At 52.0% G+C, this 12,072-nt stretch carries 11 protein-coding genes; 7 read left to right on the top strand and 4 right to left on the bottom strand.

The features are described 5' to 3' along the window. Positions 1 to 62: 62 nt before the first annotated feature. Positions 63 to 245, bottom strand: coding sequence for an aspartyl-phosphate phosphatase Spo0E family protein (locus KNP80_RS00380; protein ID WP_214720222.1), 183 nt, complete (start codon positions 243 to 245; stop codon positions 63 to 65). 192 nt (positions 246 to 437) lie between these two features. Between KNP80_RS00380 and KNP80_RS00375 the strand changes: the two genes are divergently transcribed. Together KNP80_RS00375 and KNP80_RS00370 are read left to right on the top strand one after the other, a co-directional pair. Beyond that, complete coding sequence (locus KNP80_RS00375) at positions 438 to 1,136, top strand: cytochrome c biogenesis CcdA family protein (RefSeq protein ID WP_021067580.1); 699 nt, start codon at positions 438 to 440, stop codon at positions 1,134 to 1,136. Between the two features lie 19 nt (positions 1,137 to 1,155). Then, entirely contained in the window at positions 1,156 to 1,608 is a 453-nt protein-coding gene (locus KNP80_RS00370; protein WP_034797347.1) for a CcdC family protein, read from the top strand. A gap of 34 nt (positions 1,609 to 1,642) precedes the next feature. Here the strand turns inward: KNP80_RS00370 and KNP80_RS00365 are convergent, their stop codons facing one another. The 3 genes from KNP80_RS00365 to KNP80_RS00355 all read right to left on the bottom strand — a co-directional run bounded on the left by KNP80_RS00365 (position 1,643) and on the right by KNP80_RS00355 (position 4,276). Then, positions 1,643 to 3,205, bottom strand: a complete 1,563-nt coding sequence (locus tag KNP80_RS00365) for a solute symporter family protein (RefSeq protein WP_214714766.1) — start codon at positions 3,203 to 3,205, stop codon at positions 1,643 to 1,645. Then, complete coding sequence (locus KNP80_RS00360) at positions 3,202 to 3,534, bottom strand: DUF485 domain-containing protein (protein ID WP_214720221.1); 333 nt, start codon at positions 3,532 to 3,534, stop codon at positions 3,202 to 3,204. Before KNP80_RS00360 ends, KNP80_RS00365 begins: the two co-directional genes overlap by 4 nt. Positions 3,535 to 3,844: 310 nt before the next feature. Next, on the bottom strand, positions 3,845 to 4,276 hold the full coding sequence (locus KNP80_RS00355) for a DUF2621 domain-containing protein (protein WP_021067576.1): 432 nt from the start codon (positions 4,274 to 4,276) through the stop codon (positions 3,845 to 3,847). A gap of 193 nt (positions 4,277 to 4,469) precedes the next feature. Here KNP80_RS00355 and KNP80_RS00350 point away from each other — a divergent pair, with 193 nt between their 5' ends. The 5 genes from KNP80_RS00350 (at position 4,470) to KNP80_RS00330 (ending at position 12,058) form a co-directional block, all read left to right on the top strand. Continuing rightward, positions 4,470 to 6,065, top strand: coding sequence for a peptide chain release factor 3 (locus KNP80_RS00350; protein ID WP_021067575.1), 1,596 nt, complete (start codon positions 4,470 to 4,472; stop codon positions 6,063 to 6,065). A gap of 197 nt (positions 6,066 to 6,262) precedes the next feature. Next, positions 6,263 to 8,977: an aconitate hydratase AcnA gene (gene acnA / locus KNP80_RS00345; RefSeq protein ID WP_214720220.1), complete on the top strand. Its 2,715-nt coding sequence runs from the start codon at positions 6,263 to 6,265 to the stop codon at positions 8,975 to 8,977. Between the two features lie 111 nt (positions 8,978 to 9,088). Next, complete coding sequence (locus tag KNP80_RS00340; RefSeq protein ID WP_251128795.1) at positions 9,089 to 9,577, top strand: DUF3939 domain-containing protein; 489 nt, start codon at positions 9,089 to 9,091, stop codon at positions 9,575 to 9,577. 126 nt (positions 9,578 to 9,703) lie between these two features. Then, positions 9,704 to 11,272 carry a BCCT family transporter gene (locus KNP80_RS00335; protein WP_214720219.1) on the top strand — a complete coding sequence of 523 codons (1,569 nt, stop codon included), beginning with the start codon at positions 9,704 to 9,706 and terminating at the stop codon, positions 11,270 to 11,272. A 102-nt stretch (positions 11,273 to 11,374) separates the two neighbouring features. Then, the gene (locus KNP80_RS00330) at positions 11,375 to 12,058 is read left to right on the top strand and encodes a hypothetical protein (protein ID WP_214720218.1); all 684 of its coding nucleotides are present in this window, start codon (positions 11,375 to 11,377) and stop codon (positions 12,056 to 12,058) included. Positions 12,059 to 12,072: the final 14 nt, after the last annotated feature.

The following is a 12,072-nucleotide window of genomic DNA, read 5'->3' as shown; positions in this document are numbered from 1 at the left end:
ATACCGGCGTCTTTTTTTCCATGAAAAGGCTCTCCACAAATGTGATGCGGAGAGCCGTTCATTTAAAAATTTAGGTGTTCTGAAGCATGTATAGCCAGGACGTGACGTGTGATCAGCTTGTCTAACTCTTGGCTGACGTGAATCACTTCAGGAGACGTCCAACTTTGCTGTGAAGCGATTTCGTACAGTTCATCGCGTTTCTGTTCAATGGCATAATGTAAGTTTTCAGCTGTGATGACCGCCACGGTATTTCCCCCATCGTTATAAAGTCAAAACTGTTTCTTAGGAATATCCAAATATTAGCATCTAACACTACTGTTTACAAGTTTCATTTCCATTTCAAAGATTACAATTTCACTCAAAAAATCGTTGCAGAAAAAGATTCGAGCATTTTGAAAAGGTTTTCGCTATAATGGGGCTGAAAGGTGGAAGATCGCATGGAAGTTACCCTTTGGCTCGCATTTGGGGCGGGCGTCTTGTCATTTTTGTCTCCGTGCACGCTACCGTTGTATCCAGTCTTTTTATCGTATATCACTGGGGTCTCTGTCTCTGATTTGAAGAGTGAAGGACTGCGGCAGCGCACGGCATGGTTTCATACGTTCTCATTTCTCTTCGGTTTCTCCATCGTCTTTCTCGTGCTCGGTTTGTCGACCTCGCTGATCGCCGACGTGTTCATTCAATACAAAGATAGCTTGCGCATGTTCGGTGCCATCCTCATCTTCGTATTTGGTGTCTTCTTGGCAGGGCTATGGCAACCACGCTTTATGATGCGCGAGAAAAAGCTCGCATTGGGAGAGCGCAAGAGTGGCTATTTTGGGACGGCACTCATCGGCATCGGCTTCGCGGCAGGGTGGACACCTTGTACCGGACCAATTCTTGCTGGCGTCATCGCCCTCGCGGCCTCGAACCCGAGTCAGGGAATGGGGTACATGTTGGCCTACGTCATCGGTTTTGCCATCCCGTTCCTCGTCATGGCCGGTTTTGTCGGCAAAATCAAGTATTTGGCACGCAACAGTGCCAAGGTAGCAAGATTCGGAGGCTATTTGATGATGGCTTTCGGTGTCGTATTATATTTTGATGGAATGAACCGCTTCGCTGCTTGGATGAGCGAATTAGTAGGATTCACCGGATTTTAAAGGGGTTGACCGAATGTCGATATTTTGGGGATCGACCCTCGTCGCACTGATGATGGGCTTGATTGCGAGCTTCGTTCGCGTCAAAGCGTCAGCACGTCCGACGAATGCGAAAAAGATTTTGATTCCGCCGCTGGCGATGTCGACGGGCATGTTACAATTTCTCGTCCCGGCGTTTCGGCTGACTTGGCTCGAGGTCGGAGAGGCGCTGATCGTCGGATTGATTTTCAGCGTGTTCCTCATCAAGACGTCGAATTTCGAGAAACGTGACGGGGAAGTTTATCTATCCCGTTCGAAAGCGTTCTTTATCGTCGTGTTTGTCTTATTGGCCATCCGGACGGTCATGAAGGCGTTTCTCGGGGACGAGGTAAACATATTCGCGACGGGCGGCCTGTTCTATTTGATCGCCTGGGGCATGATTGTCCCGTGGCGCATCGCCATGTATCAAAAGTACAAACAAATCGTAGCATCATAAACGGCGTCCCTTGCGAGGGACGCCGTTTTGTCGATTAAGAAGATTTTTTGGTCATGGCTGCTTCGGTCTCGGCATCGATTCCGGTGTTGGCCTTGACGAGAATCCGTTCGAAGTTTCCGGCGACTTCATCTGACTTCGTCACGTACGTCCCGACGATAGCGGCGAGGAAACCGAGCGGGATCGACACGATGCCCGGATTCGTGAGCGGGAACAGAGCCTCACCGATAAAGATGGCGGAACCGTCCGGCGCCCATACGTTCGGGCTGATGGCGACGAGGAAGAGTGACGAGAACAAGCCGACAATCATGCCGAACACGGCTCCTCCGGTGTTGAACCGTCTCCAGTAAATCGTGAACAAGATGACCGGCAAGTTCGCACTGGCGGCCACGGCGAAAGCGAGCGAGACGAGGAAAGCGACGTTCATCGACTGTGCGAAAAACGCGAGTCCCATCGAGACGAGGGCGACAGCGATCGAAGCGATGCGGGCAGCCGTGACTTGTTCTTTCTCAGTCGCTTCTCCCTTACGGACGATATGTCCATAGAAGTCGTGGGCGAATGCCGAGGCGGCCGAAAGGACGAGGCCGGCGACGACGGCAAGGATCGTGGCAAATGCGATTGCCGCGACAAAGGCGAACAACAAGTCGCCGCCGAGCACTTGGGCCAGGAGCGGTGCGGCCATGTTCCCGGCCGGGTTGGCGGCGATAATGGCATCCGAGCCGACGAATGCGGCAGCCCCGAATCCGAGGAAGATTGTCAATATGTAGAACGCACCGATGATCCATGTCGCATAGACGACCGATTGGCGTGCTGTCGGTGCATCTTTGACCGTGAAGAAACGGATAAGGATGTGGGGCAGCCCCGCCGTCCCGAGGACGAGTGCCAAGTTGAGCGAGATCGTGTCGAGCGGGAGCTTGAACTTGTTGCCTGGGTTCAAGAAACTGTCGCCGAGCGGCGTCGCCTTGCTCACTTCGGAGAACATGGTGAAGACAGAGAAGTCAAAGCGAGCGAACACGAGAAACGAGATGATGGCGGTCCCGATCATCAATAGCACAGCTTTCGTGATCTGTACCCATGACGTCGCGGTCATCCCTCCGAAGACGACGTACACCGTCATCAAAATCCCGACGACGACGACACTCGTCGTGTATGGGATGCCGAGCAATAACTCGATGAGCGCGCCGGCCCCGACGAGCTGGGCGATCATATAGAAAATCGAGATGACGATGGCGTTCATGGCGGCGACACCGCGCACGCGCGGTTTGTTGAATCGAGCCGCAATCATATCGGCCATCGTATACTTGCCAAGGTTACGGAGCGGCTCGGCCACGAGGTAGAGCACAACGAGATAAGCCACCAAGAAGCCGATTGAATAGAAGAAACCGTCAAATCCGGCGAGGGCAATCATCCCGGCAATCCCGAGGAAAGAAGCTGCCGACATATAGTCCCCGGCGATGGCGAGCCCATTTTGGAAACCGGTCAACCCTCCATCGGCCGTATAAAAGTCGCTCGCGGTCTTCGTTTTACGAGCGGCGAAGAACGTGATGACGAGCGTGAGCCCGACAATCGCGAGGAATAATAAAATAGCGGTCCAGTTCATCGGTCGTCCTCCTCTTGTTTGATGGCGGTGACGAGTTCGTCAAACCGACGGGCCCGGCGGCTGTACATCACACAGAACATCCAGGTCATAAAGAATTGGGCGAAGGCGAGCACCCAGGCCCATGTGATGTCTCCGGCGACCGGGATATTCAAAAAGGTGAAGTAACTTGTCGAGATTGGCAACGTGAAGTAGAAGATAAGGGAGAAGATGATGGATGGAACAATGAACCGATTCTTTTCTCGCATCAGTTTGTGAAACGTCTGGCTCTCGACAATCGCTTCGGCGGAGCGGGTACTGTCGGTTTGCGTAACTTGTGTGACATCATGCATATAAAAACCTCCTTCGGCATCAAGATACGTACATTATAGAAATGTAAATAAAGGAAAAGCTATCCATTTTTTATTGCGGAAAACGAAATTGTTATACTAAGATTGGTCATACCACTTTAATGTAAGCGTTTCCAATATTGTCTATATTATGAACATTATCTTTAGATAGTTATCACTCGTGAAAAGGGTACTTTTGACCTATTAGTCGTATGGCACAATTTCGTAAGCAGGAAACATAATCAGTCGGCTACGATGAGTCGACATCAAGAGTGAACAAAAAGACGCCAGGCACATGTCCTGACGTCTCGTCTCATTGTTGGAAGTAATGTTGATACACTTTCCAGTCGATTTGCTCTTCTTCTAGTGCCTTCTTTAAGAACTTATGATCCCGTTTTGGTGTTGCGGCGATATAGCCTTTGACGACGAGCTCGGTTGTCATTTCACGGGCCCGGGTCTCGAGGGCGAATTGTCCGATCTTACCGGCGATCTTGCGGATGGCGACGTCGCGGAACAGCTCTGGTACCGGCGTGACGAGGCGGTCGAGCAACGTTCGCGTCTCCGGCGTCCATAAGTGGCGCGTCTTGTCGATGTAGTCATCCTCGATGTCGAGTAGTGAGCGTCCATCTTCTTTTGGCATTCGTTTCAAAAATTTACGGAACATAAAGTAACCGCCGATCGACATTAACCCGATCATCACGAATCCCCAGAAGACAATGAAATACATCATTAAGTTTTCTGGCATCGTTTTTCCCCCGTTCTGTCATTTCACGATCATTCAAGCTAAGTATACAAAAAAGGGGCGCGATACAAAAGCTACAGCTATTCATTCCCTACTATAAAGATGGACGAAACGGGCCGGTTTCGTTAGAATAGATAGCGTTGCAGTGAGCAAGACATCGTATAAATCGTATTGTCCAGAAAGGAAAGAGCCATACATGAATCAATTAAAACAAGAAGTTGAGAAGCGTCGTATTTTCGGCATCATCTCGCACCCAGATGCCGGTAAGACGACGCTGACGGAGAAGTTGCTCCTTCACGGGGGTGCCATCCGTGAGGCGGGGACGGTCAAAGCCCGCAAAAATTCCAAGCATGCCAAGTCGGACTGGATGGAAATCGAGAAACAACGTGGGATCTCGGTCACCTCGTCGGTCATGCAGTTCGTCTATCAAGATAAGGTCGTCTCAATTATGGACACGCCCGGACACAACGATTTCGGGGAAGACACGTATCGTGTGTTGACGTCGGTCGATAGTGCCGTCATGGTCATCGATGCGGCCAAAGGGATTGAGACGCAGACGAAGAAATTATTCCAAGTCTGTCGGATGCGGGGAATTCCAATCTTCACGTTCATGAACAAATTGGACCGCCAAGCGAGAGACCCACTTGAACTCATGGAAGAGCTCGAAGAAGTGCTCGGCATGCCTTCGGTCGCCGTCACGTGGCCGATCGGGAGCGGGATGCAGTTCGAAGGCGTGTACGACCGTCTGAAGAACGAAGTTCACTTGTTCCGCGGTGAAAAATCGACGCTCACGTTAAACGAGGACGGCGTCAATGACCCGATTCTCGCCGACTATTTGACGGAAGAGAACTTGACGAACCTTCGAGACGAAATCGATCTTCTCGACGGTGCCGGCAATGAAATCGAAGTCGATGCGATTCAGCACGGGAAATTGACTCCGGTCTTTTTCGGGACGGCCCTCGTCGACTTCGGTGTGACATCGTTCTTGAACCACTATCTCGCCATGTCACCGGCCCCTGAGGCCCGTAAGTCAAATGTCGGTCCAATCGACCCGACGTCAGAAGAGTTCAGCGGCTTCGTCTTCAAGATTCAAGCGAACATGAACCCGGCCCACCGTGACCGCATCGCCTTCGTCCGCATCTGTTCGGGCGTGTTCGAGCGCGGCATGGACGTCACACTCACGCGGACAGGGAAGAAAATTAAATTGAGTCAATCGACGCAGCTCATGGCCAACGACCGCGAAACGGTCGATCAGGCGTTCGCTGGAGACGTGATCGGGATTTACGATTCGGGGACGTACCAAATCGGCGATACAATCACGACGTCGAAACAGAAAATCGCGTTCGAGGCGTTGCCGACGTTCCCGCCTGAACTGTTCATGCGCGTCTCGCCAATCAACTCGCTCAAGTCGAAACATTTCCACAAAGGTGTGGAGCAGCTCGCCCAAGAGGGAGCGATTCAAGTGTATCGCAACGAATATAACGAGATTTATCTCGGTGCGGTCGGTCAACTCCAATTCGAAGTGTTCGAGTATCGCTTGAACAACGAATACGGCGTCGACATCCGTATGGAGCCAGTCTCGTACAGCGTTGCGCGTTGGGTGAAGGACAAGGAGTTGAAGGCGCTCAAGCCGTTCCAGGACTCACGCAACATGCTCGTGACGGATCGTTGGGAGCGTCCCGTGTTCTTGTTCGCCAACGAGTTCACATTCGATCGCTTCAAAGAACGGTATGAAGATGAGCTCACGCTCGTCGACGCCCTCGACGTCAACGTCGAGATTGGCGCAGAATAATGATTAAAGACGGCTCTAGTCCAAGGGCCGTCTTTTCTTGTTTCAGTGAGTCTGACACTATTGATAAGTTTTACTTATGACTAATTTGTGACGGAATGTATTTTACGTCACGCTATAGTTGTATTATGATAAGCATGTGATAAGTAAGCGATTACGGCACGTGCCTAAGTCGCCGCTTTCAAAAAGGGGGATATCGTATGGAACAGACGAACGTATTAGACGCTTTCAAATCTCGGACGCAGTTCGAGGTCAATGGACAAGCGTACGATTATTACCGGCTTAAAAAGCTTGAAGAAGAAGGGGTGACGGAACTTAGTCGACTTCCGTACTCGATTCGTGTCTTGCTCGAATCGGTGCTTCGCCAACAGGATGGCCGCGCCATCACGAAAGAACACGTCGAAAACTTGGCTAAATGGGGTACTGCCGAAGTTTCGAAAGACATCGATGTTCCGTTTAAACCGGCTCGCGTCGTTCTTCAGGACTTTACAGGGGTTCCGACGGTCGTTGACCTCGCTTCGCTTCGTAAAGCAATGAGCGATCTCGGGGGAGACCCGAACAAAATCAACCCAGAAATCCCGGTCGACCTCGTCGTCGATCACTCGGTCCAAGTCGATGCGTACGGATTTGCCGGCGCACTCATGAAAAACATGGACATCGAGTTCGAGCGCAACGAAGAGCGTTACAAGTTCTTGCGTTGGGCGCAAACAGCGTTCGATAACTATCGTGCCGTACCGCCTGCGACAGGGATTGTTCACCAGGTCAACTTGGAGTACTTGGCTTCGGTCGTCCTCGAGAAGAACGATGATGAAGGCAATGTCGCGTATCCAGATTCACTCGTCGGGACAGACTCGCACACGACGATGATCAACGGTCTCGGCGTCCTCGGTTGGGGTGTCGGTGGAATCGAAGCCGAGGCGAGCATGCTCGGACAACCGTCTTACTTCCCGGTACCAGACGTCGTCGGCGTCAAAATCGTCGGTGAAGTCAACCCGGGTGTCACAGCGACTGACGTCGCGCTCGTCGTCACCGAGATGCTCCGTAACGAGAAAGTCGTCGGCAAGTTCGTCGAGTTCTTCGGACCGTCGCTTCACACGATGCCGCTCTCGGACCGGGCGACAATCGCCAACATGGCACCTGAATATGGTGCGACATGTGGCTTCTTCCCAGTCGATACAGAGACGCTCAACTACATGCGCACGACAGGTCGCCCAGAAGAATTGATCGACCTCGTCGAAGCCTACTCGAAAGCGAACGACTTGTTCTATACGCCAGACCAGGCCGACCCGTCGTTCACGAAAACGCTCACGCTCGACTTGTCGAAAGTAGAGCCGTCGCTCGCTGGACCTAAACGTCCACAAGATCGCATCAACTTGTCAGACCTTCAGTCGGCATTCGTCGACAGCGTGACGGCGCCAGCCGGACACAGCGGCTTCGGTCTTGAAAAAGCTGAGCTTGAAAAGACGGCAGCTGTCAACTACACGGACGGCGCTGTCGACATGCGCACGGGTGACGTGGCGATTGCAGCCATCACGAGCTGTACGAACACATCGAACCCATACGTCATGGTCGGCGCAGGTCTCGTCGCGAAGAAAGCCGTCGAACGCGGGCTCACCGTTCCTAAATTCGTGAAGACGTCGCTCGCTCCGGGCTCGAAAGTCGTTACCGACTACCTCGACAAAGCCGGTCTCACGCCATACCTTGACCAACTCGGTTTCAACACCGTCGGTTACGGCTGTACGACATGTATCGGCAACTCGGGTCCACTCGACCGCGAAGTCGAAGAAGCGATCACATCGAACGATTTGCTCGTCTCGTCGGTCCTCTCGGGGAACCGTAACTTCGAAGGCCGCGTCCACCCACTCGTAAAAGCGAACTTCTTGGCGTCACCGCCACTCGTCGTCGCATACGCACTCGCTGGGTCGGTCAACTTCGATATCATGAACGAGTCGTTCGGAACGGACAAAGATGGCAATGAAGTCTTCTTCAAAGACATCTGGCCATCGAACGATGAAATCAAGATGGTCGTACAAGACGTCGTCTCACCGGAAGCGTTCCGCAAAGAGTACGATACGGTCTTCACGGGCAATGAACGTTGGAACGCGCTTGACGTCCCAGAAGGCAACTTGTATGACTTCTCAGACGACTCGACGTACATCCAAAACCCACCGTTCTTCGAAAACCTCGAGCCAGAGGCTGGAGAAGTTCACGCATTGAACGGCCTTCGTGTCATCGGGAAGTTTGCCGATTCGGTCACGACCGATCACATCTCACCAGCTGGAGCATTCTCGAAAACGACACCAGCCGGCCAATACCTTCAATCGAAAGGTGTCGCACCGCTCGACTTTAACTCGTATGGTTCACGCCGCGGAAATCACGAAGTCATGATGCGCGGTACGTTCGCGAATATCCGTATCCGTAACCAAGTCGCACCAGGCACTGAAGGCGGCTTTACAACGTACTGGCCGACGGGCGAAATCATGCCGATGTACGATGCGGCCATGAAGTACAAAGAGCAAGGCACAGGCCTTGTCGTCTTCGCTGGAAACGACTACGGTATGGGCTCGTCACGTGACTGGGCAGCCAAAGGAACGAACTTGCTCGGAATTCGTGCCGTCATCGCGCAGAGCTTCGAACGGATTCACCGCTCGAACCTCGTCATGATGGGTGTCTTGCCACTTCAGTTCATGGACGGGGAGTCGGCCGACTCTCTCGGACTCACAGGCGAAGAAGCGATCGACATCCAAGTCGACGAGTCAGTCCGCCCACGTGATATCCTGAACGTCAAAGCAACACATGAGAACGGCACAGTGACCGAGTTCAAAGTCGTCGCTCGCTTCGATTCTGAAGTCGAAATCGATTACTACCGTCACGGCGGCATCTTGCAGATGGTTCTCCGCAACAAATTGAAATAAGCAACGTAAAACCTTCCTTTGCAAAAAAGGAAGGTTTTTTTTTGTGAATATGCGAATAAAAGGTGAGAGGATGACTCATATCGGGAAGAGAATGGTGAGAGGGGGGAGTGTATGGAACGACAGACGAAATCAGGTAAAAACTGGTGGCAACGAATGACGCAAAAAGAGGAAGTGGCGGAGGAAGAGTTCGACCTCACGCTTCCGCAGCTGCGCGAAGCCATCCATGAATATGAACAGACGTTACCGAAAGGCCTCAATCGTACGGTCTTGCTCGACGAGACGCAAGAAATCGATTTGGCTCGACTGAAAAAACACTTGCCCGGTAAACCGAGACAGCGGTTCTATATGTCAAAAGAAACGTTTCATATCGTCCCTGAGGACGAACGGGAATTGGTCTATGAGATGGATCAAGTGCAACGGGCGCTCGATTTATACTTTGAACAAGAAAAAAAAATACCGTTTCGAAAATTTCAACAGACACTGCAATTGGATTTGACTCGATTACGTGAAGGCGGCTACTTGAAAGTACTGCCGAAACGGCCCTATTACGTCGTTGACGAGACGTTAATCGTGTCCTTGGAACCGAAACCGCCAGAGTGACGACATGCCATCGTCACTTTTTTTGACATGGTCGTCCGAGCACGTCGCGGGGTTGAGTCTGGTTTACAAACTATGTTACGGTGGAAAACGTATATGAAAATAAGAAAATTGAATAGGAGTGAGATTATGGAAAGGAAAAGCAAAGTAACGACCGTTTTTCTCGTTTCAGCCATCATTACGGTCTTATTCACGATCTGGGGTGTCATCCCAGAGAGTATCCTCGGTAACGCCAGTCTCTTAAATGTGACGACGAAACTGCAAGGCTGGCTCTCGAACGGCTTTGGCTGGTTTTATTTACTCAGTGCGACCGGAATTCTACTTGTCGCCATCTTTTTAATCTTCTCGAGGTTCGGGTCAATTCGACTCGGGAAAGACACGGATCGTCCGGAATTCGGGTATCTGTCATGGTTCGCCATGTTGTTCAGTGCCGGGATGGGGATCGGACTCGTCTTCTGGGGGGCAGCCGAACCGCTTTCACATTTTCACGCGCCGCCATTCGATTCGGGCACACCTGAGGGCGATGCCCGTACGGCGATGCAATATTCGTTTTTCCACTGGGGCTTGCACCCATGGGCGATTTACGCGATGATCGCGCTCGCCATCGCTTACTCAACGTTCCGGAAAGGGCGTCCGGCGACGATCGGGGAGACCATCGGCTCACTCGTCAAAGACCGCTACGAAATACCGGTCAAACGGACGGTCGATGTGTTGGCCATCATCGCGACCGCGTTCGGTGTGGCGACTTCGCTCGGCTTCGGGGCCCAGCAAATTGCCGGCGGGATTCACTTCTTGATTCCGAACGTACCGAACGCGTTCTCGACCCAATTGATTATCATTGCCGTCGTGACGGTACTCTATATGATCAGTGCCTCGACGGGGCTTGAGAAAGGGATTCGTATCTTAAGTAATACGAACATCTTTCTCGCCATCGTCCTCTTGATCGCAACGCTCATGGTCGGACCGAGTGCATTCATCCTCGATCTGTTCACGCAGACGATCGGGACATATTTGCAACAGTTACCGTCGATGAGTTTCCGGACGGCCGCGTTTGAGCCGGTGGAACGCGAATGGATCAACGGATGGACGATTTTCTATTGGGCTTGGTGGATTTCATGGTCCCCGTTCGTCGGGACGTTCATCGCTCGTGTCTCAAAAGGACGTACGATTCGTGAATTCATTATCGGCATCTTGCTCGTGCCGACCTCGTTCGGTCTGCTCTGGTTCTCCGTCTTTGGCGGTGCGGCCATCTGGGCTGATTTGAACGGTGGGGCAAACTTGATTGCAACGGTCAACGAAATCGGCACGGAAGTCGGTCTGTTCGCCTTGTTCGAGACGTTTGGTGGCTTTGGCACGATCCTTAGTGTCGTCGCCATTTTCTTAGTCTCTGTCTTCTTCATCACGTCAGCGGACTCGGCGACATACGTGCTCGGCATGTTGTCGACGAACGGAAAACTTGTGCCGCCGATGCGGATCAAGCTCATCTGGGGTCTCATTCAGTCATCGATTGCCGCCGTGCTCTTATACGTCGGTGGACTCGGAGCGCTACAAGCGGTCGCCATCCTGGTCGCTTTCCCGTTCATCTTCGTATTAATTTTGATGATTGTCGCCTTGTTCAAAGATTTGTCTGATGAACCGGACGAACGGGACAAGTATATTGAAGCGTATAAGCAGGAAGAAGAAGATAAGCTCGGATAAAAGGAAAGGGTCTCGGTCGAGGCCCTTTTTTGGTTGTAAATGTTTTGCAGGACCCTCTCGCTAGTGTAGGATAGTAAGTGAAGAAGATTGGGAGGGCATTCTATGAAACAACATGTTAAAAAGCGATTGAGTTGGGTGATTTTTGCGGGAATCCTCATTGTCGGCGCCCTGCTCGCCTATAACTTTTACTCGATCATGAACTTGAATGACGACGAGGGCCGCGTCAACCGGGCCGAACCGTTCTATACATCCGTCATAATCGGATATGAAGAGAAAAAATTGCCGGAAAACGGCGAGACGTTGGAAGTTCGCGAATATGAAGTGACATACGATGATGACGGTCACTTCGTGTCTGAGGTCGTGGAGGGCCCTAACGTTGGTGCCCGGGCCGAGTGGGACGGAACCGTTTATCGTGAGTTCAACCCGGACGGCGAGGAGACGAATAGTCAAGAGACGAGCTCCGGCGCCGTGGCTCCGCACCCATTCTTGTCGCGGGCGACGAATGAACAGATTCGTAAATGGCTCGACGATGGGACGCTCGGTTCGAGCGAAGGTGACGTCGATATTATCGGACGGACCGCGCAAGCGTTCGTCAAGAAAGAGTCACCTGAAGCTGTCCCGGCAGAATGGGTCGAAAAGTACCCATCGATATTCAGTGAAGACGACAATGAAGAAGCGGTCACGTATTACGTCGACGCGAACGAGCGAATCTTGCTCGCTGCCGAATCGCGAAACAACGGGAAGTTGTTCCATTCGATTCGGATGACTTCTTTTGAATCACGATAATCCGGCGAGGAGCA

The organism is Exiguobacterium sp. E4787 (assembly GCF_018618375.1).
Taxonomy (GTDB): domain Bacteria; phylum Bacillota; class Bacilli; order Exiguobacteriales; family Exiguobacteriaceae; genus Exiguobacterium; species Exiguobacterium chiriqhucha.
This window is presented reverse-complemented; position numbering and strand designations above follow the sequence as displayed.

Coding starts and splice junctions, on each gene's coding strand:
- KNP80_RS00340 (WP_251128795.1), top strand. CDS start 9,089: ATGGAACGACAGACGAAATCAGGTAAAAACTGGTGGCAACGAATGACG.
- acnA (WP_214720220.1), top strand. CDS start 6,263: ATGGAACAGACGAACGTATTAGACGCTTTCAAATCTCGGACGCAGTTC.
- KNP80_RS00335 (WP_214720219.1), top strand. CDS start 9,704: ATGGAAAGGAAAAGCAAAGTAACGACCGTTTTTCTCGTTTCAGCCATC.
- KNP80_RS00360 (WP_214720221.1), bottom strand. CDS start 3,534: ATGCATGATGTCACACAAGTTACGCAAACCGACAGTACCCGCTCCGCC.
- KNP80_RS00375 (WP_021067580.1), top strand. CDS start 438: ATGGAAGTTACCCTTTGGCTCGCATTTGGGGCGGGCGTCTTGTCATTT.
- KNP80_RS00350 (WP_021067575.1), top strand. CDS start 4,470: ATGAATCAATTAAAACAAGAAGTTGAGAAGCGTCGTATTTTCGGCATC.
- KNP80_RS00355 (WP_021067576.1), bottom strand. CDS start 4,276: ATGCCAGAAAACTTAATGATGTATTTCATTGTCTTCTGGGGATTCGTG.
- KNP80_RS00330 (WP_214720218.1), top strand. CDS start 11,375: ATGAAACAACATGTTAAAAAGCGATTGAGTTGGGTGATTTTTGCGGGA.
- KNP80_RS00365 (WP_214714766.1), bottom strand. CDS start 3,205: ATGAACTGGACCGCTATTTTATTATTCCTCGCGATTGTCGGGCTCACG.